The sequence below is a fragment of the Proteus sp. G4415 genome, from assembly GCF_963896075.1.
Lineage (GTDB): Bacteria > Pseudomonadota > Gammaproteobacteria > Enterobacterales > Enterobacteriaceae > Proteus > Proteus mirabilis.
On sequence record NZ_CAWQOK010000140.1, the window covers coordinates 26443 to 46751 of the forward strand.

16 protein-coding genes are annotated in these 20309 nt (G+C 38.5%); 11 read left to right on the forward strand and 5 right to left on the reverse strand.

All coding sequences use genetic code 11. The features are described from left to right. Positions 1 to 19: 19 nt before the first annotated feature. On the forward strand, positions 20 to 394 hold the full coding sequence (locus AACU95_RS15105) for a DUF454 family protein (protein WP_004248280.1): 375 nt from the start codon (positions 20 to 22) through the stop codon (positions 392 to 394). Positions 395 to 410: 16 nt separating this feature from the next. Here the strand turns inward: AACU95_RS15105 and AACU95_RS15110 are convergent, their stop codons facing one another. From AACU95_RS15110 to AACU95_RS15120, 3 genes are read right to left on the reverse strand one after another with little or no spacing between them, the layout of a single operon-like run. Further along, positions 411 to 1079 carry a M15 family metallopeptidase gene (locus AACU95_RS15110; protein WP_004250835.1) on the reverse strand — a complete coding sequence of 223 codons (669 nt, stop codon included), beginning with the start codon at positions 1077 to 1079 and terminating at the stop codon, positions 411 to 413. Then, on the reverse strand, positions 1076 to 2206 hold the full coding sequence (gene dapE, locus AACU95_RS15115) for a succinyl-diaminopimelate desuccinylase (protein ID WP_012368032.1): 1131 nt from the start codon (positions 2204 to 2206) through the stop codon (positions 1076 to 1078). The genes AACU95_RS15110 and dapE overlap by 4 nt, the downstream gene beginning before the upstream one ends. A gap of 5 nt (positions 2207 to 2211) precedes the next feature. Beyond that, entirely contained in the window at positions 2212 to 2583 is a 372-nt protein-coding gene (locus AACU95_RS15120; RefSeq protein ID WP_004248275.1) for an ArsC family reductase, read from the reverse strand. Between the two features lie 200 nt (positions 2584 to 2783). Between AACU95_RS15120 and AACU95_RS15125 the strand changes: the two genes are divergently transcribed. Next, positions 2784 to 3344, forward strand: a complete 561-nt coding sequence (locus AACU95_RS15125) for a hypothetical protein (protein ID WP_004248274.1) — start codon at positions 2784 to 2786, stop codon at positions 3342 to 3344. A 69-nt stretch (positions 3345 to 3413) separates the two neighbouring features. On the opposite strand, the gene AACU95_RS15130 is transcribed toward AACU95_RS15125, so the two are convergent. Next, the gene (locus AACU95_RS15130; RefSeq protein ID WP_004248273.1) at positions 3414 to 4037 is read right to left on the reverse strand and encodes a response regulator; all 624 of its coding nucleotides are present in this window, start codon (positions 4035 to 4037) and stop codon (positions 3414 to 3416) included. A 549-nt stretch (positions 4038 to 4586) separates the two neighbouring features. Between AACU95_RS15130 and maeB the strand changes: the two genes are divergently transcribed. From maeB to AACU95_RS15155, 5 genes are all read left to right on the forward strand, one after another. Beyond that, entirely contained in the window at positions 4587 to 6869 is a 2283-nt protein-coding gene (gene maeB / locus AACU95_RS15135; RefSeq protein ID WP_004250839.1) for an NADP-dependent oxaloacetate-decarboxylating malate dehydrogenase, read from the forward strand. Between the two features lie 186 nt (positions 6870 to 7055). Continuing rightward, positions 7056 to 7925 (forward strand): ChaN family lipoprotein, encoded by an 870-nt coding sequence (locus AACU95_RS15140; protein ID WP_012368031.1) that lies wholly within the window; start codon positions 7056 to 7058, stop codon positions 7923 to 7925. A gap of 17 nt (positions 7926 to 7942) precedes the next feature. Then, the gene (locus AACU95_RS15145; RefSeq protein WP_004248270.1) at positions 7943 to 8752 is read left to right on the forward strand and encodes a TonB family protein; all 810 of its coding nucleotides are present in this window, start codon (positions 7943 to 7945) and stop codon (positions 8750 to 8752) included. A 24-nt stretch (positions 8753 to 8776) separates the two neighbouring features. Beyond that, positions 8777 to 10945, forward strand: coding sequence for a S9 family peptidase (locus tag AACU95_RS15150; RefSeq protein ID WP_004243395.1), 2169 nt, complete (start codon positions 8777 to 8779; stop codon positions 10943 to 10945). Between the two features lie 185 nt (positions 10946 to 11130). Beyond that, positions 11131 to 13380, forward strand: coding sequence for a TonB-dependent receptor domain-containing protein (locus AACU95_RS15155; RefSeq protein ID WP_087740738.1), 2250 nt, complete (start codon positions 11131 to 11133; stop codon positions 13378 to 13380). Positions 13381 to 13494: 114 nt separating this feature from the next. Here AACU95_RS15155 and xseA read toward each other — a convergent pair whose 3' ends face one another. Next, a complete protein-coding gene (gene xseA, locus AACU95_RS15160) occupies positions 13495 to 14883 on the reverse strand; it encodes an exodeoxyribonuclease VII large subunit (protein ID WP_036907869.1) in 1389 nt (462 codons plus the stop codon). Between the two features lie 169 nt (positions 14884 to 15052). Between xseA and guaB the strand changes: the two genes are divergently transcribed. The 4 genes from guaB (at position 15053) to AACU95_RS15180 (ending at position 20258) form a co-directional block, all read left to right on the forward strand. Next, positions 15053 to 16519, forward strand: a complete 1467-nt coding sequence (gene guaB, locus AACU95_RS15165) for an IMP dehydrogenase (protein WP_004243391.1) — start codon at positions 15053 to 15055, stop codon at positions 16517 to 16519. A gap of 84 nt (positions 16520 to 16603) precedes the next feature. Then, entirely contained in the window at positions 16604 to 18181 is a 1578-nt protein-coding gene (guaA, locus tag AACU95_RS15170; RefSeq protein WP_004250844.1) for a glutamine-hydrolyzing GMP synthase, read from the forward strand. Positions 18182 to 18442: 261 nt separating this feature from the next. Continuing rightward, positions 18443 to 19222, forward strand: a complete 780-nt coding sequence (locus tag AACU95_RS15175) for a nucleotidyltransferase domain-containing protein (RefSeq protein WP_141192239.1) — start codon at positions 18443 to 18445, stop codon at positions 19220 to 19222. Then, entirely contained in the window at positions 19206 to 20258 is a 1053-nt protein-coding gene (locus AACU95_RS15180; RefSeq protein ID WP_004250906.1) for a DNA polymerase beta superfamily protein, read from the forward strand. Before AACU95_RS15175 ends, AACU95_RS15180 begins: the two co-directional genes overlap by 17 nt. Positions 20259 to 20309: the final 51 nt, after the last annotated feature.

Sequence of the window (20309 nt, forward strand, 5' to 3'; positions counted from 1 at the left end):
ATAATTTGGAAAGCATAACATGAAACGGATATTATTGATTATAGCAGGGTGGTTATGTGTTGGATTAGCCACATTAGGTGTTGTTTTACCTGTGTTACCCACTACACCATTTTTGTTATTAGCGGCATGGTGTTTTTCTCGCTCATCAACACGCTTTCATCACTGGTTGCTATATCGCTCTTGGTTTGGTGGTTATTTGCGTTATTGGCAAACTTATCGCGCCATGCCTAAGGGGGCTAAGCCGAAAGCTATTTTAGTCATTTTAGTAACTTTTGCTATCTCGCTATGGTTGGTCTCAATGTGGTGGGTGAGAATTTTATTGCTGATAATTTTAGCCTGTCTGTTGATATTTATGTGGAGACTTCCTGTAATAGATAAACAAGATGTCTCCTGAGATAAGTAAAATCTAATTATTCTGGTAGCACAATATAGCGTTGATAAACCGTTTCTAAGTTATCTAATAGCCATTGTTTACCTAAAATCGGCTCTTCTTCTAAAACAGCGCGAAGGATATCGATAGTATAGGCCTGCGAAGCTTCATAAGAGAGAGGCAAATAACTGATATGCCAAGGCTCATAGGCAATATAACTCTCTTTATCGGTAAAAGGGCGATAAAAATCGTAAGCTGACATATTTTCAGTCAGCCAGTCATTAAGTTGTGCAAAATAGCCCCCTTGTTCATACTCCCAAGGTTCTAATTGCAATGATTGCCCATTAGGTAAACGGAAAGGATCGTAAAAATCAATTTCGGTGCCCCAATGATGGCGACTTGCTCCGGGTAATGCAGACCATTTTAAAATCGCCTCACAGCGTTGGCCTTCTGATAATGTCTGAATATCAATAGGTTGACTTTCAGCATCTAATACAGGGCGAGTGCCTTCAAATTTGCCATTCCATATCGCTAACTGACGTTCAAAACTTCTAAATGAACTGGCAGGCATTAATTTAAATCCCGCTTTGGCCGCTTGTTGTTGTAACGCTAAAAAGGCTTTTGTCGCATTAAACTGTAAATGATGTCGCTCTGATAAAGTCACTAAATGATCTGTAGAACGACCCGTTAACATTAAAGGGGTTATCATAAAATAATCTGCTCCATGATCCGCTGATAGATGCGACTAAGTTGTTGTAAATCAGCAGCACTGACACACTCATTTACTTTATGAATGGTGGCATTAATAGGCCCTAATTCAACAACTTGTGCACCCATTTGGGCGATAAATCGTCCATCGGAGGTGCCTCCGCTAGTTGAAAGCGTTGGCTCTATATTGGTGTAGTGTTTTACTGAATAACGTACCGCATCCAGTAATTTTCCTTCACCAGTGATAAAAGGTTGCCCAGATAAAGACCAAGAAATGTGATAACGCAACTGATATTTTTGTAGTAATGCTTCAGTACGTTGACGAATTTCTTCATCTGTAATAGCGGTGCTAAAACGAAAGTTAAACTGTATAAATAACTCACCTGGGATCACATTATTACTGCCTGTTCCACTATGAATATTGGCAATTTGCATGGTAGTGGCGGGAAAATACTCATTGCCATTATCCCATACTGTATTCACTAACTCGTGAATAAAAGGTGACGCCATATGAATAGGGTTTTGTGCAAGGTGAGGGTAAGCAACGTGGCCCTGCGTACCATAAATAGTGACATTTGCTGTTATTGAACCCCGTCGGCCATTTTTTATCATATCGCCGAGTTGATGCTGACTTGATGGTTCACCCACTAAGCAATAATCAAGTCGCTCTCCTCGAGATATTAATGACTCGACCACTTTAACGGTACCATCATGCGCATCGGCTTCTTCATCGGAGGTAATTAAAAAAGCAAGACGTCCACGATGTTGCGGATAAGCATGCACAAATCGTTCAGCCGCGACAACCATGGCTGCGAGAGAGCCTTTCATATCGGCGGCACCTCGGCCATATAACATTCCATCACGAATAGATGGCTCAAAAGGCGGGTTATCCCATAATGCATTAGCGCCGGGAGGAACAACATCGGTATGTCCTGCAAATGCGAGGGTTTCTCCCTCACCACCACGACATGCCCAAAGATTTTCGGTCTGACCAAAAGGCATTTTTTCAATGGTAAAGCCCAAAGGTGTTAATCTTTCGATGATCAGTTGCTGACAACCTTGGTCATCTGGGCTTACGGAAGGTCGAGAAATAAGTTGTTGTGCAAGTTCAATAACAGGGCAGGACATAAAAATTAGGCTCCTGTAAAAGTCAGGTAATCATTAGCATTAAAACCTACCATAAAACGATTATCAGAAGAGACTAAAATTGGACGTTTAATAATGGCAGGTTTATCAAGCATAAGTGCAATGGCTGCATTCACATCAGTGATAGCATTTTTTTCTTCATCAGATAATTGACGCCAAGTTGTTCCTCTTTTGTTCACCAATGTCTGCCAATCTAAATTTTCTGTAAAGGTGAGTAATAATGCTTCCTTCAAACCGTCTTTACGGTAATCATGAAAAACATAAGGAATATGATTATCATCTAGCCATTTACGTGCTTTTTTGATTGTATCGCAATTTTTTATGCCGTACATCGTGTATGTCAGGTTAGTAGTAGACATGATATTTTCCTTATATGACAATACGTAATATTGGTATCAATACGTATAAGTGTTATACAGATCCAAAGTAGCAGGTTTTGTTGTAGTGAAAAATCCTATTTACATTATAAAATATATTGGATATTAACCTGTCACCTAAGTGTAACGAATTGTGTAACGTAGAGTAATAGAAATAAAGATTTCCGTTGGTAAAAGAAAATATGAAAAGTATTTCACTGAGTCTTATATTGCTTTTACTCTCTACTTTTAGCTGGGCTAATGAAGATGAAGACAGCAAAAAGGTTGATGAGTATAAAACAGCCCTACAGGCATTTTTTAACAGTGATTATTTATTGTGTTTAGGCGAAGGGAAATGGCCCGTTTACAGTAATGAAAATGATGCTCCATGGGTTTTAGAGCGAATGAATGCATTAATGGATGCTGGTTTAATTGAACAAACTGTCGATGGTGACGAGTGGGTGTTCTCTCTAAGCGAGAAAGGACGAAAAGCTTGGCAACCATATCAAGATTTTTGTTATGGACACCTTTTTATTAGCCAAATAAAAGAGATACAACCTATCGATTCAGATAAAAGTACTATCTATTTTTATTATGGTGTCAAAGATATTCCTGCTTGGGCTAGAAATAGTGATGTACAGTCAGCATTTAGTGAACTGGATATAGTGATTAACGGTATCAATCGAGAGCTTTATCAGTTAAAAATTGAAAAGTTACCCGATAATCACTTCAAAGTATTAAGTTATCCTGTCCCTATTGAGTGATTTTCTAAAGTGAGAAAATGGCTTCCTTAAGAACTTAATTACCCCGACTTAATGTCGGGGTAAATTCGTTTAGTGCTGATGCTTAATTAAGATAAGGCTCGCCGCTAAACGTGATGTCACTTGTAGTTTCTTTAAGATATTACGAATATGTACTTTGACGGTTTCTTCTGAGATAAACAGATTTTCGGCAATCTGTTTATTTTTCATTCCCACCGCCACTTCTTGAAGGACATCAAGCTCTCTTTTTGTTAATGCAGATAGCGGATCAGAATAGTTTTGTCTTAATTGGATATATTGCCAAACTTTTTCACTGTAAACGGGGCGCCCAACCACCGCTTTACGTAAACTGAGTAGCAACATATCAAGTTCACACTCTTTCAATAAATAACCGTTAGCACCAGCATCTAATGCAGCATACACATCATTGCGAGAATCTGAAATTGATAAAACCAATACATAAGATGTTAAACCACAGCGACGCAGAGAACGAATAATATCAATACCAGAGCGTCCTTGAAGGTGTAAATCCATCATAATAAGATCAGGATTTAACTGTTTTGCTGTGGTGATTGCTTCTTGAGCATTGCCACTTTCGCTTACTACAATAAATTCCTTGTCTTGCTCTAACAATAGCCGTAATCCATATCTCATGATAGGGTGATCATCCACTATCATAATTGAGTAGCTAGGCATAACCCCTCTCCCTAAAAAATAATATGCGTAATCTTTTCAACAGCAGAAAATAAAAAATAAATTCCAAATAAGGAATAAAAATTAGAATCAGATATCTTATTAAAACAATAAGAAAATAAAATTGACGGTTGGCAATATTACACCAATTATTGTTACGGGTAAAAAAGAAAATAACCAAAACGACTAATAAAAGTTCTAATGATAGATAAATCCTTTTATTACAATGTATTAAGTTAATTTTTAACTATATTAAAATGCAACTACAAGTAAAAATAGTTATTGATTTATAAAACAATATAAAAAGTTTAATTATTTTAAGAGTTAATTTAGTTATAGATAAATAATAAACAAAGATTGTATTTTTTCTGTTCGTGTTTATTTCCATAATGAAATTAAACTGGGTTAATAATATACCCAGAAATAGGTATGAGCGGTTTATAATAAATGAGATGAACTAATTTGAAAAAAGTGTCGATACCATCATGATTTAACGAGCTATTACCATTATACTAACCAAGCCCTTACCCTATTGATACAAAGGATATGAAGATGGAAGACAAACTACAACAAAGTGCATTGGATTTTCATGAATTCCCTAATCCTGGCAAAATCACAGTGACACCAACTAAACCACTAATAACACAACGTGACTTAGCATTAGCTTATTCACCGGGTGTTGCGGCTCCTTGCCTTGAAATTGCGGCTAATCCTTTAGCTGCGTATCGCTTTACAGCGAAAGGTAACTTGGTTGCCGTTATCTCTAATGGTACGGCTGTTTTAGGACTTGGTAATATTGGCGCCTTAGCAGGAAAACCTGTGATGGAAGGTAAAGGCGTATTATTTAAAAAATTCTCCGGCATTGATGTATTTGATATTGAAGTGAATGAAACCGATCCTGATAAATTGGTGGATATTATCGCTTCATTGGAACCGACTTTTGGTGGGATCAATTTAGAAGATATTAAAGCACCGGAATGCTTCTATATTGAACAAAAACTGCGTGAGAGAATGAATATTCCTGTCTTTCATGATGATCAGCATGGTACGGCAATTATTTCTACGGCCGCTATTATCAACGGGTTACGTATTGTTCGTAAAAATATTGATAAAGTTCGCTTAGTGGTTTCAGGTGCCGGTGCTGCTTCTATCGCGTGTATGAACCTACTTGTCGCTTTAGGGTTAAAGCGTGAAAATATTGTTGTTTGTGACTCAAAAGGGGTTATTTATCAAGGCCGTGAAGCCAATATGGCAGAAACTAAAGCGGCTTATGCGATTAAAGATAACGGCAGCCGCACACTTGATGATGTGATCAACGATGCCGATATTTTCTTAGGGTGCTCAGGGCCGGGGGTACTGACCCAAGAGATGGTGAAAAAAATGGCACGCGACCCGCTGATCCTTGCGCTAGCAAATCCGGAGCCAGAAATTTTACCACCGTTAGTCAAAGCGGTACGATCAGATGCGATTATTTGTACCGGACGCTCTGATTTTCCTAATCAGGTCAATAATGTTCTCTGTTTCCCGTTCATTTTCCGTGGTGCGCTGGATGTGGGGGCAACCGCTATCAATGAAGAGATGAAACTTGCCTGTGTACATGCAATTGCTGAATTGGCACTAGCAGAACAAAATGAAGAGGTTGCTAGCGCATATGGCGATCAAGAACTGTCATTTGGCCCAGAATACATTATTCCAAAACCTTTTGATCCACGTTTAATTGTTAAAATTGCGCCTGCCGTTGCAAAAGCTGCAATGGATTCAGGTGTGGCAACCCGTCCAATTGAAGATTTCGCCGCTTATATCGAACACCTCAATGAATTCGTTTATAAAACGAATTTATTTATGAAACCTATCTTTGCTCAAGCGAAAAAAGAGAAAAAACGCATTGTATTGGCGGAAGGGGAAGATAACCGCGTTCTGCATGCGACTCAAGAATTAGTCACTTTAGGACTTGCTGAGCCGATCCTAATTGGTCGTCCTAGTGTGATTGAAATGCGTATTCAGAAATTAGGCTTACATATTCAAGCGGGTAGAGATTTTGAAGTTGTAAACAATGAAAACGATCCGCGTTTTAAAGAATATTGGCAAGAATATTATCAAATAATGAAACGTCGCGGTGTTTCGCAAGAACAAGCTCGTCGAGCCGTTATTGGTAATCCAACACTGATTGGCGCAATTATGGTACGTAGAGGGGAAGCAGACGGCTTGATCTGTGGAACCGTGGGAAGTTATTCGGAACATTTTGAAATATATAAAAATGTTTTTGGTTTACGTGAAGGATCTAATACTGCAGGGGCGATGAATGCACTATTACTGCCGAGTGGTAACACCTTTATTACTGATACCTATGTAAATGAAGATCCTACCGCTGAGCAACTTGCTGATATCACTATAATGGCGGCAGATACTATTCGTCGCTTTGGTATTGAGCCAAAAGCAGCATTAGTATCCCGCTCAAGTTTTGGCTCTTTTGACAGCCCATCATCTATAAAATTAAGAAAAGCGTTAGAACTTATTAAACAACGCGCCCCAGAATTAGAAATTGATGGTGAAATGCATGCTGATGCTGCTTTAGTTGAGTCAATTCGTCGCGATATTATGCCAGACAGCCCACTAAAAGGTTCAGCTAATCTGTTAGTGATGCCAACAATGGAAGCGGCGCGCATTAGCTATAACTTATTACGTGTCACTAGCTCCGATGGGGTAACGGTAGGTCCAGTGTTAATGGGAGTTGCTAAGCCTGCCCATATTTTAACGCCAATTGCATCTGTTCGTCGCATTGTTAATATGGTGGCATTAGCTGTGGTTGAAGCACAAACACAATCTCAACGCTAATCGCTAAACTGATTAAAATAACCACTTTAAGCAAAGCGCCTTTTTTAATAAAAGGCGTTTTTATTTTACGGTATCAATCCGTCAACATTAAATACAAATAATTATAACAATGATATTGATAATTATTCTTATTAATATTAATCTAAGCCTATATTAAAAATAAGTAAATATAACTATAAGGTTAATATGTTTTTTTCAATATCTAAATGGTTCCTGTTATTAGCTTCACTTATTACTGTCTGCGCATGTAGTACAGTAGAAAAAAACACCGTACCTAGCACAACTCCCGCTATTATTACATCAGCCAATATTATTGATACGCGTACAGGAAAGACAATCACAGCTAATGCGCTATTAACTCAATTAGCCAGCCAATCGCGGGTGATTGTTGGCGAAAAACATGACAATCAATATCACCATGAGATTGAGTATTGGTTAATGACACAACTTCCCAATAAACGTCCTCAAGGTGCGGTTTTATTAGAGATGTTGACGCCAGATCAGCAAAACTTAGTTGATAATACGAAAAAACGTTACTCTAGCTCACAATATTTACGTGATGAACGTTTAATGTCTGTACTCAATTGGAATAAAGGCTGGTCTTGGAAAGGGTATGGCAATCTGATTAAAGAAGGGCTACAAGCAGATTATCCATTGTTAGCTGCTAATATCGATCGCAGTGATATTACAAATGCATATAAAAATCCACCTAATATTGAAGGTGAATATTCAACGCAACCTGCTGTTCGTCAGCTTATTAGTAAAACTATTGAGCTTTCTCATGGTGGTGCACTTGATAAAACACAAATTGAAAAAATGACCGTGATCCAACAACTGCGTGATCGTGCAATGGCAAAAAGTTTATTAAATGCCCCTATGCCCGCACTGTTGATTGCCGGCTCATTTCATGCCACTAAATTAATGGGTGTACCTTTACATATTAAAGATTTAGCCCCTAATGAAACAGTCACGGTACTTATCATGGCAGAAGAAGGTAGCGATATTACCTCTGAACATGCCGATTATTTGTGGATAACCCCTGCAGCCCATCCTTGATTATTGATGATACGCATATGTTGATCTCTTCTTCCGTTAACCAAATGGCGCAATTACAGCCTTGTCGATATTCAGGCTTTATTTTATCAATAGTATTTCATTTTACTTTAGTTATTAGTTATTTCTATATCACGCAACAACGCCCGGTGATAATCCATCAACCTGCACCGGCTGTTATGCTTAGCTTAAGTGAAAACGTCCAAGCGGTGAATAAAGAAAAACAGATTGTCGGTGTTGATCAGCAAATGGCTGTCGCCAGCCAAAAAAAGCAGCAGCAAGAGATTGCGGAGAAACAACCCAATCTTATTATTAATGAAAATGCAGATATTTTGCTTGAAAAGCCGAAAAAAGTGCTACAAAACCAGACTTCAGTTAAGGTTGCCCCTTCAATTGCACCAACCAAACCTTCACCTATTGTCAGTGAAAATGTATCTAGCCTATCCGCGCCCTCAACAAGCCATTCTGTTGCGAAACAACAGGCTAACGATGTTTCTGCAAATTATGATAGTGATGCAAATAAAGAAGCAGATGCCTTGGCATTATGGCAAGCTAAAGCCAAAGGTCATTTAAATCGTTATAAAGCTTATCCTGAAGAAGCGAAAAGAAAAGGGCGTACGGGAGCACCTAAAGTGCGTTTTATTGTTGATGGACAAGGTTATGTCATAGCCTGCGAATTGATTAATAGCAGTGGTGTGCGCTCACTAGATAAAGAGGCACAAAGTGTTATTAAGCGTGCTCAGCCATTACCAAAGCCCCCAGAAGAACTGCTTTTTAATGGTCAAATAACAATTGAAATGGCAATTGAATTTTCCACATTGACTTTATAATCCTAACATAACAAGGAATTAAACATGTTATCCGCGACAAGAAAAACGGTGACGCAGGGATTAACAGGTGCCATGATGGCAATCTTGATCACCGCAACACCGACAATGGCTCAAACAGAGAAGGACGTTATTATGATGCCACCGAAAGCGAATAAAATCCCCCATGTGATGACAGAACATGGTGACACTCGTACTGATAATTATTATTGGCTTAGGGATGATGCACGCAAAGATAAACAAGTTATTGACTATCTTAAGGCTGAAAATGCTTATACTGAGTCAGTAATGGCAGCGGGCAAAACACTAGAGAATACGCTCTATAATGAGATGGTTGAGCGTATGGCACAAAATGATGCCTCAGTGCCTTATGACTATAATGGCTATACTTACCAAACCATTTACCAAGAAGGTAAAGACTTTCCTATTTATCAACGTAAACCAATAGGAAGTGATGGAGAATGGGAAATTCTTGTTGATGGTAATGAGCGAGCTAAAGGACATGAGTTTTATCAATTAGGTGATTTAGCCATTAGTCCAGATAACAAACGTATTGCTATTGCTGAAGATAAAGAAGGACGTCGCAACTATACAGTTGCTTATAAAGATCTGACAGACAAAACATGGCAAGAGAATGTTTTAACCAATATTTCAGCGAATTTAGTATGGGCAAATGATAGCCAAACACTGTTCTATGTAGATAAAGATCCGCAAACTTTATTGCCATACCAAATTTATCGCCATCAATACGGTAGTGATAGAAAACAAGACGTGAAAATCTTTGAAGAGAATGATGATCGTTTTTATACCTGGATGGAGAAAAGCAAATCAGAAGATTATATTCTAGTCACTATTGCAAGCTCTACAACCTCTGAATATCGTTTAATTGATGCCAATGCACCAGAAAAACCCATGGTGGTTTTTTCTCCTCGCCAAGAAGGTCGAGAATATTATATCGATCATTTTAAAGGTGAATTTTATATTCGCTCTAATCATGAAAGTGAGCTATATGGTCTTTATAAAACGGCCTCTATCGATGCACCTTGGCAAACCGTAATTGCTCCTCAGCCAGAAGTAGACTTGGAAAGCTTCGAACTGTTTAATCGTTGGTTAGTGCTTGAAGAGCGCAAACAAGGTTTAGTGTCATTACGCCAAATTGATTGGAAAACAGGACAATCAACAAATATTATTTTTGATGATCCTGTCTATATGGCATGGCTAAGTGTCAATCCACAAGCTGATAGCGAAGAGTTACGTTTTGGTTATACCTCAATGACCACGCCTTCTTCTACCTATCAATGGAATATGCAAACCAAAGAAAAACAATTGCTTAAACAGCAGGAAGTGAAAGGCTTTAAGCATGATTTGTATGAAAGTGAACGTATTTGGGTAAAAGCACAAGATGGTGTAGAGGTGCCTGTATCGCTGGTTTATCGTAAAGACTTATTTAAGAAAGGCGAAAACCCAATCTTAATATACGGTTATGGCTCTTACGGCAGCAGTATCGACCCCTCGTTTAGCTCTGCCCGTTTAAGTTTATTAGATAGAGGTTTTGTATATGCCATTGTCCATGTTAGAGGTGGTGGTGAATTAGGCAAACGCTGGTATAACCAAGGGAAAATGGAGCATAAAGTCAACTCCTTTACTGACTTTATCGACGCCACAAAATACCTTATTAACCAAGGTTATGGTGCACCCAAACATGTCTACGCGATGGGCGGTAGTGCTGGTGGATTACTTATGGGAGCCGTTATTAATATGGCACCTGAACTCTACCGTGGTGTTGTGGCTCAGGTACCATTTGTCGATGTTTTGACAACCATGCTGGATGCTTCTATTCCGCTCACAACAGGTGAATATGAAGAGTGGGGTGATCCTGCGGATAAAGACGTTTATTTCCGCTTAAAATCTTATAGCCCTTACGATAATGTTGAGGCTAAAGCCTATCCTCATTTATTGGTCACTACAGGTTTACATGATTCTCAAGTTCAATATTGGGAGCCGGCAAAATGGGTGGCTAAATTACGTGAATTAAAAACAGATAATAATTTACTTCTGCTTGAAACCGATATGAGTGCAGGACATGGAGGTAAATCCGGTCGTTTTAATCGTCTACGTGATACTGCGAGAGAATATGCCTTTATTTTAATGTTAGAGCAGCCTGATATTTATTTTAAGACACAAAATATCAAGTAATTAAACCAAGCCTTTTAAATTTTTAATGATTAACCTGTCTCTCTTTAATGAGAGACAGGGTTAATGCTATTAATTTTTATCTTATAAAACAATAATAACAATATCGTTATTTATTAAATTAAATAACTTTTAGCTTATAGAAAGCAAAGTGAGCCTATTTAAATAAAACAAAGAATAGGTTTATTATGAAAACTCAATTAACAAGGAACATACTTGGCTCTTGTATTTTATTTTCTGGTATTCATTCTCTGGTGTTTGCGGCTGAAACGGAAAAAACAGTTCAATTTAGTAGTTTAAAAGTCTCATCGGCACAAAAACAAACACCAGAGCAAAAAGCGTTAGCTAAGCCGGGGGCTTATAGCGCTATTGGTGAAATCAATAATCTTGGCTCGGTAGAACAAGCATTACGATCTACACCGGGAACTTACACCCAAATGGATGCCAGTCAGCCGGGGGTTGGGGTTAATATCCGGGGATTAAGTGGTTTTGGTCGAGTCAATATGATGATTGATGGGGTGACACAAACGATGTATAGCACGTCACCTAGCCAATATGCGCATGGTGGACAACCATACAACCAGTTTAATAGCATGATCGATCCTAACTTTATTGTGCAAATTGATATTTCTCGTGGTCAACAAGATGGTGAAAATAGTATTAATGCGTTAGCGGGGAGTGCTAATTTTAAAACAATAGGTATTGATGATGTTTTATTTTCTAATCATCGTTGGGGAATAAGAAGTAAAGCGGCTCGAGGGACTAATGGATTAGGTTATAACGGTATGGTTGCGATTGCAGGAAAACAGCCGATATTTAATCATGATGGTTATATTGGCGCTATGTTTGCCATAAGTGGACATAATATTGAATCTTCTTATAAAAATGGGGCAGGTTTTAATAGTCATGAGTTTGCAACCACTAAAGACTTTAACCAAAAGCCACATTCTGAATTAGCAAAAATATCGTTTAAACCCAATGATTCTCATGAAATAGAATTAAGCGGTCGGTTTTATAATAATAAATTTAATCGAAGAACCATAGAGAGCCAAGATTATTATGCTAAATATCGTTATACCCCGCTAAACGATCTTTTTGATAGTGAAATATTATTGAGTAGAAGCCAAGCTTCGCAAAAATTTGCCGGTGACTCTTTAATGTCATTACGCAATGGACATGCGAAAAATATTTCCAATGCACTTGTCGCTAAAAATACCAGTCGATTTAATTATCATGAGCTGGATATGGCACTAACATTAGGCACTAAACTGATGTCGATTGATTATAATCGAGAAGTGACAGCTCCTTCGAGCGACCCATGGCAATCACAAAATATGATTGAATACAATGTATTTGCTCCGCAAGGAAAAAACGACATCAGCAGTCTTTTTTCACAAATAAAATTTGAATACGATATTTATACCCTCGCATTAAATTTAAACTATACGGATTATCATATTAAAGGATATAAACCCGCTTGTGATCCCAAAGCAGCGTGTTTTCCTGAAGGTGCGATGAATGTTAATCGCCACGAAAAAGCGTGGGAGCCGGGAGCACTCTTTTCTGCACAAATTATCCCTGAATTTGAACCATTTATCAGTTATGCCCATACGACAAGGGCGCCGAACCCACAGGAAATTTTCTTTGCTAATGAAGGTGGGGCATCGATGAACCCCTTTTTAAGAAGTGAGAAAGCAGATACTTTCCAAATAGGTTTTAATAGTTATCGCCCTGATTTAATTGTTGCTGGAGACAGCTTTCGCTTAAAAGCACTTTGGTATCATACTAAAGTTAAAAACTATATTTCCAGTGATTCTTATAATGTTTGTAAAGGGGGTAAACGCTGTAAAATCGATGGCACTTTTACTGACGATGACTACAGTGGCATGGAATACGATGGAAATATCTATTTATACACAAATAGCCTTGATCCTGTCACGATGAGAGGCTATGAACTACAAGTAAACTATGATGCTGATGTATTCTATACCACACTTTCTTATAGCAATGAGCGTACCTCACAACCCACTTCTCTTGCGATGGGGGATTTTGGGCAAAGTCCTGCATCAGAACTTCCCAAATACTACGCAACGATTGATGCTGGTGTGAGGTTATTCGATGACCGATCTCTCGAATTAGGCACCATCATTCAAATTACCGGTAAAAGTCGTAAAGCTTCAGCTGAAGGGTTTGATTTTGATACAGGCACTATTCCCATGGTCGAACAAGAAAAAATCCCTACCGTGATCAACGCGTACGCTAACTATCAAATGAATAAAAATGTGTCATTAAAATTTGCGGTACATAATCTCATGAATAAAAATTATTCAAATGCACTTGATAGAAGTAATTCAGCGCCAATTATGGATGAACAGGGACAAAATAAACAAACGGCTAGAGGCAGAAGTTTCCTGTTTGGTGGAGAAATTCGTTTTTAATATAAACGGTAATATACCCTGAAAGCAGGACGAAAGCGTTTTCTGCTATCCATCGTTACCAAGTAACACAAACGGCATCATTAAGATGCCGTTGTTATGGTTGCCATGTATGGTTTAAATGGATGACTTACTCTTGGGGGCTGGTTTACGTTTAGCAGGTATTTTTTGTGTATTTATCACTTCACTGGTGATCCAGCCATCTTCAACACGCGTTTTTAGCGTATCACCTTTTTTAACTTGTTTCGTATTTTTCAGTACGTCACCTGAAGCAACTTCACTAATACTGTAACCACGAGAAAGGGTTGCGAGAGGACTCACACTTTCTAAACGTGAACAGCTAATTGCAAATTGTTCACGTTGACGAGCAAGCTGTTGTGAAATACTTTCTCTCATACGATAAATTAACTGTTGTTGTTGGCGCAGTAGTGTTTGTATTTGTGGACTTGGCTCTTGATAGTTAAGGCGTTTTTTTAGCTGAGTGTGTTGATTCTGTTTTGTTTGTAGGAGGCGCTGAAAACTGGTCACTAAACGCTGTTTAGTTGCAGCCAATACATTTTGTTGGCGAGCAAGGCGTAAGTGTGGATGCTGTTGTTGTAAGCGATGATGAAGTTGTGTTAGTGCGCGTAATTTTTTTGCTAGATAATAATCCATCGCCATTTCAAGACGTTGTTGCTGTGACTGCAATTGGCGTAATAGCTCGAGTTTGTTGCGGCTAATTAACTCTGCGGCGGCAGAAGGGGTTGGCGCTCTAAGATCGGCAATAAAATCAGCAATAGTCACATCAGTTTCATGACCCACGGCACTGACAATAGGAATATCACTAGCAAAAATAGCACGGGCTACGCGCTCATCGTTAAATGCCCAGAGATCTTCCAATGAGCCGCCGCCTCGGCCGACAATTAGCACATCACATTCTTTACGACGGTTAGCCAGCTCAATGGCATGGACTATCTGCATTGGTGCTTCCGCACCTTGAACGGCTGTGGGATAAATAATAATAGGTAATGAGGGATCACGACGACGTAGAATATTTAAAATATCGTGTAAGGCTGCGCCAGTTGAGGAGGTGATCACCCCAATTTGTTTAGCAGGTGTTGGTAGTGGTTTTTTATGAAGAGCATCAAATAAACCTTCAGCACTTAGTTTTTGTTTTAAAAGCTCAAATTGCTGCTGTAATAATCCATCACCCGCCGGTTGCATACTTTCGACAATCAGTTGGTAATCACCACGGGGTTCGTACAGCGTGATAGTCGCACGTACTAATACTTGCTGACCATGTTGAGGGCGAAAAGTGACTTTTGTGTTTTGACCGCGAAACATCGCCGCTCTAATTTGAGCATGGGTATCTTTTAACGTGAAATACCAATGACCAGAAGCAGGTTGAGTAAAATTGGAAATTTCAGCACTGATCCAAATGCGACCCATTTCCATTTCTAATAACTGGCGAACGGTCTTATTTAGACGGCTAACAGTAAAAATATTATTGTTTATCGGTAGAGTCATGTGAGCCAGATCAAATTTTAAAACAAAGACTTAATTGACTGATACTACCTAAGTTAGCCAGAGGATCAATAAAAATTTTCAAAAAAAGCTAGAAGCAACCGATTACGGTGTGTATAATGCCGCGGCAATATTTTCCATTTCTTAAAAGCCGCCTTGGTGAGATATTGCTATGTTACGAATTAAAAAAGAAGCACTTACATTTGATGATGTTTTGTTAGTTCCTGCACACTCGACTGTCCTTCCTAATACTGCTGATTTATCTACTCAACTGACTGAAACAATTCGCTTAAATGTGCCTATGCTTTCTGCTGCAATGGATACTGTGACTGAAGCATCTTTAGCTATTGCATTAGCTCAAGAAGGTGGAATTGGTTTTATCCACAAAAACATGCCTATCGAACGCCAAGCTGAAGAAGTTCGTCGTGTTAAAAAACATGAAAGCGGTGTTGTGACGGATCCTATCACGGTAACACCAGAAACTTCTTTACGCGAAGTCCAAGCAATGACAGAGCGTAATGGTTTTGCTGGCTATCCGGTAGTGACTAAAGACAATGAATTAGTGGGTATTATTACTGGTCGTGATGTTCGCTTTGTCACTGATTTAGACCAACCTGTCACTGCGGTAATGACGCCAAAAGAGCGTTTAGTTACCGTTAAAGAAGGTGAAGCGCGTGATGTTGTTATGCAAAAAATGCATGAGAAGCGCGTAGAAAAAGCCTTAGTAGTCGATGATCATTTCCACTTAAAAGGCATGATCACCGTTAAAGATTTCAAAAAAGCAGAACGCAAGCCTAATGCATGTAAAGATGAGCATGGTCGTTTACGTGTAGGTGCTGCGGTTGGCGCTGGCGCAGGTAACGAAGAGCGTATCGCCGCATTAGTGGCAGCTGGTGTTGATGTTCTTCTTATCGACTCCTCACATGGTCATTCCGAAGGGGTATTACAGCGTATTCGTGAAACTCGCGCTTTATATCCAAACTTACCTATTATTGGGGGGAATGTGGCAACCGCAGAAGGGGCTTTAGCGCTGGCGGATGCAGGTGTGAGTGCTGTTAAAGTGGGTATTGGCCCTGGCTCTATTTGTACCACTCGTATCGTAACAGGTGTTGGGGTTCCACAAATCACTGCGATTGCTGATGCTGTTGAAGCACTGAAAGATCGCAATATTCCGGTGATTGCCGATGGTGGTATTCGTTTCTCTGGTGATATTGCTAAAGCATTAGCCGCTGGAGCAGCATGTGTGATGGTTGGCTCTATGTTTGCAGGTACAGAAGAATCTCCGGGTGAAATCGAGCTATTCCAAGGTCGCTCTTATAAATCTTATCGTGGTATGGGCTCTTTAGGCGCAATGTCTAAAGGTTCATCAGATCGTTATTTCCAAACTGATAATGCAGCAGACAAATTAGTACCAGAAGGTATTGAAGGTCGTGTGGCATATAAAGGCTTACTGAAAAATATCGTTCACCAACAAATGGGTGGCTTACGTTCATGTATGGGCTTAACAGGCTGTGCAACCATCAAAGAATTAAATACCAAAGCTGAATTTGTTCGCATCAGTGGTGCGGGGATTCAGGAAAGCCATGTTCATGATGTGACTATCACGAAAGAATCGCCTAACTATCGTTTAGGTATGTAATTATTCGAGAAAGGCTTGAAAACAGATTATGTTAACAAGCCTTTCAATTTAATGACTTTTTATTTGTTTTGGAATTCACCACAAATGACAGCAAATATCCATAATCATCGCATTCTTATCCTTGATTTCGGTTCGCAATATACACAACTTATTGCTCGCCGTATTCGCGAAATCGGCGTTTATTGTGAACTCTGGGCATGGGATGTTACCGAAGAACAAATTCGTGAATTTAACCCCAATGGTATTATTCTGTCTGGTGGCCCTGAAAGTACTACAGAAGACAATAGCCCACGCGCTCCGGAATACGTCTTTAATGCGGGTGTGCCGGTATTAGGTATCTGCTATGGCATGCAAACTATGTCTATGCAATTAGGCGGTGATGTTGAAGTCTCAGGTGAGCGTGAATTTGGTTATTCACAAGTTGAGATCCGCGAAACCTGCGAACTGTTCCGTGATATTCAAGACTCCGTAAGTGAAGATGGCAAACCTTTATTAGATGTATGGATGAGCCACGGTGATAAAGTTACGGCTATTCCCGCTGATTTTGTCACTATTGCTAGCACTGAAACTTGCCCATTTGCGATTATGGCAAATGAAGAGAAGCGTTTCTATGGTGTACAGTTCCACCCAGAAGTTACTCATACCCATCAAGGTTTAGCCATTTTAAAACGCTTTGTGTTAGATATCTGTGGTTGTGACGCATTATGGACATCCGCGGCGATTATTGAAGATACTGTTGCTCGTTTAAAACAACAAATTGGCGACGATCACGTTATTCTCGCGCTATCGGGTGGTGTAGACTCTTCTGTTACCGCATTATTATTAAATCGTGCCATTGGTAAACGCTTAACCTGTGTATTTGTTGATAATGGCTTATTACGCCTTAACGAAGCCGAACAAGTTATGGCGATGTTTAAAGGCAAATTTGACCTCAATATTATCCATGTTGAAGCTGAAGATCGTTTCTTAACTGCGTTAAAAGGTGAAAACGATCCGGAGAAAAAACGCAAAATTATCGGTCATACCTTCATTGAAATCTTTGATGAAGAAGCGGTTAAATTACCGCAAGTCAAATGGCTAGCACAAGGCACAATCTATCCTGATGTGATTGAATCAGCCGCATCTGCAACAGGTAAAGCGCATGTGATCAAATCACACCATAACGTAGGTGGCTTACCTGAAGATATGAAGTTAGGTTTAGTGGAGCCATTAAAAGAACTATTTAAAGATGAAGTGCGTAAAATCGGACTTGAGTTAGGTTTACCTTACGACATGCTATACCGTCATCCATTCCCAGGACCAGGTTTAGGGGTGCGTGTATTGGGTGAAATCAAGAAAGAGTATTGTGATTTACTACGTCGTGCTGACGCTATCTTTATTGAAGAGCTACATAAAGCCGATTTATACAATAAAGTCAGCCAAGCATTTACAGTATTCCTACCTGTCCGTTCAGTGGGTGTTATGGGCGATGGCCGTAAATACGATTGGGTAGTTTCATTACGTGCTGTAGAAACCGTAGACTTTATGACTGCACATTGGGCACACTTACCTTACGATTTCTTAGGCCGTGTTTCTAATCGCATTATCAATGAAGTAAATGGTATTTCTCGCGTGGTTTATGATATCAGCGGAAAACCACCAGCAACGATTGAGTGGGAATAAAATAACGTTTATCAGCAATAGTTGATAAAGGTTAAAAAACCAAGAGCCATCAGTAAGTTACTGGTGGCTTTTTTGTTTTCTATGGTTGCTAATGGTTGACAAGAACCGAAAAAAATGACGGTATAGGAGACGGTATCAAAAAATAAATTATAAAATTAAGACACTAAAGTAGTTATGTTGCTATTGTTAGCTCTAGTCATCATCATAATTGGCAACATTATTAAATTTAAGAGTTGTAAGGAAATACCGAGTAACATCATCATGCATAATCAGATATTAAAAAAACTGCCACAAATAGAGCAAATGCATCAAATAAAACTACTTTATGTTGCTGAAAGTGGAAGCCGTGCTTGGGGCTTCGCATCAACGAATAGTGACTATGATGTACGAGGTATTTTTATACGGCCTCGCAATGCATATCTTTCAATTGATAAACCTAAAGAAACATTTGAGTGGATAGAAAATAATTGGTTTGATGTAGGAGCTTGGGATATTACGAAAGCATTGCATCTATTACGTAAGTCAAATGCTATCTTATTTGAGTGGTTACAATCACCTATTGTTTATCAACAATATGCTGGTATCCAAAAAGAATTATTTGAGTTGGCACAATTATATTATCAACCCCAAATCATTGTTCATCATTATAGAGGGATCGCAAAAGCCGTTAGTAGACATCATTTTGAAGAGAGTCATGCAAGTAAAGCGATAGATGAGCCCATAAAATTAAAAAAATATTTCTATCTATTACGTTCACTTTTAGCTGCTTATTGGACAGTAAAAACGGGGAATATCCCACCGATGGAACTTAATCAGCTAATAAATATATTAACTACAGATGAGCAAATAATTATTCGAGAGTTAGTGAGCTTTAAAGCAGATAAAGATGAACACTTTACTTGGCTACCAACCGATAATATACAAAAACTGATCACTTTTTTATGGCAAGAAACAGCAACTCAATTAGCGAAACGCACCGTACCAGATAGTGAAATATTAAATAATTGGTTTAGGAAAATACTTGATGAAACTGACCATTGACAATATAAAGCCTTACCTTTTATTTGAAACAATTTCAGGTAGTCGTTCACAAAATTTGGCAACAGATAGTTCAGATACTGATATTAAAGGTGTTTTTTATCTACCTAAAGAGATGTTTTATTGCTCTGATTATGTGCCACAAGTAAGTAATAAAACTAATGATATCGTTTATTATGAATTAGGGCGATTTGTTGAATTACTGTGTGCGTCTAATCCTAATATTTTAGAATTATTAAATGCACCAGAGCATGTTGTTATTTATCGTCATCCATTATTTATGCAATTTAACCCAGAATGGTTTTTATCAAAGGAATGCGTACAGACTTTTGTGCATTATGCTCAAGGGCAAATAAAAAAAGCGCAAGGGTTAAATAAGAAGATCATGGATCCTATAGATAAAGAGTTAAAAACAATCCTTGATTTCTGTTATATCATTGAAGATGGAAAAAGCCTATTACTGAATAATTGGCTTAAAAAACGTTGTTGGGAGCAGCAAAATATTGGGTTGGTTAAAATCAATCATGCACAAAATCTTTATGCAGTTTTTTATGATCCAAATAGTGATTATCAAGGCGTAATAAAAAAAGATAATGCCACCGATGTTTTACTAAGCAGTGTCTCTGAAACAGCTATATTACAAGCCTATCTTAGTTTTAATAAAGACGGCTACAGTACCTATTGCAAGCAGTATCATGCTTATTGGCAATGGGTTGAGGAGCGTAATGAAGCCCGCTATCAGCAAAATATTGAACATGGACGAAGTTACGATAGTAAAAATATGATGCACACTTTTAGGTTGCTTTATATTGCATTAGGAATTGCTACTGAAAAAAAAGTCAAAGTTTGGTGTGATAACAGGGATGAATTGTTAGAAATTAAATCTGGCGCTTTAAGTTATGAAACATTATTTGAGCGAAGTAAAATATTAATAGAAAAAATTGAGCAAGCTTTTCAACAAAGTCAATTACCAGAAAAAATCAATCCCGAATTAATTAAACAAGTATTAGTGAATATTCGTAAAGAATTATATCAATAATAGAATACTATTATCCCTTACAAGGTTGTAAGGGATAAACTATTAGTTATA

Bases quoted from the DNA above. Each gene is read 5' to 3' on its own strand.
- AACU95_RS15105 (WP_004248280.1), top strand. From the start codon at position 20: ATGAAACGGATATTATTGATTATAGCAGGGTGGTTATGTGTTGGATTA.
- AACU95_RS15110 (WP_004250835.1), bottom strand. From the start codon at position 1,079: ATGATAACCCCTTTAATGTTAACGGGTCGTTCTACAGATCATTTAGTG.
- dapE (WP_012368032.1), bottom strand. From the start codon at position 2,206: ATGTCCTGCCCTGTTATTGAACTTGCACAACAACTTATTTCTCGACCT.
- AACU95_RS15120 (WP_004248275.1), bottom strand. From the start codon at position 2,583: ATGTCTACTACTAACCTGACATACACGATGTACGGCATAAAAAATTGC.
- AACU95_RS15125 (WP_004248274.1), top strand. From the start codon at position 2,784: ATGAAAAGTATTTCACTGAGTCTTATATTGCTTTTACTCTCTACTTTT.
- AACU95_RS15130 (WP_004248273.1), bottom strand. From the start codon at position 4,037: ATGCCTAGCTACTCAATTATGATAGTGGATGATCACCCTATCATGAGA.
- maeB (WP_004250839.1), top strand. From the start codon at position 4,587: ATGGAAGACAAACTACAACAAAGTGCATTGGATTTTCATGAATTCCCT.
- AACU95_RS15140 (WP_012368031.1), top strand. From the start codon at position 7,056: ATGTTTTTTTCAATATCTAAATGGTTCCTGTTATTAGCTTCACTTATT.
- AACU95_RS15145 (WP_004248270.1), top strand. From the start codon at position 7,943: ATGTTGATCTCTTCTTCCGTTAACCAAATGGCGCAATTACAGCCTTGT.
- AACU95_RS15150 (WP_004243395.1), top strand. From the start codon at position 8,777: ATGTTATCCGCGACAAGAAAAACGGTGACGCAGGGATTAACAGGTGCC.
- AACU95_RS15155 (WP_087740738.1), top strand. From the start codon at position 11,131: ATGAAAACTCAATTAACAAGGAACATACTTGGCTCTTGTATTTTATTT.
- xseA (WP_036907869.1), bottom strand. From the start codon at position 14,883: ATGACTCTACCGATAAACAATAATATTTTTACTGTTAGCCGTCTAAAT.
- guaB (WP_004243391.1), top strand. From the start codon at position 15,053: ATGTTACGAATTAAAAAAGAAGCACTTACATTTGATGATGTTTTGTTA.
- guaA (WP_004250844.1), top strand. From the start codon at position 16,604: ATGACAGCAAATATCCATAATCATCGCATTCTTATCCTTGATTTCGGT.
- AACU95_RS15175 (WP_141192239.1), top strand. From the start codon at position 18,443: ATGCATAATCAGATATTAAAAAAACTGCCACAAATAGAGCAAATGCAT.
- AACU95_RS15180 (WP_004250906.1), top strand. From the start codon at position 19,206: ATGAAACTGACCATTGACAATATAAAGCCTTACCTTTTATTTGAAACA.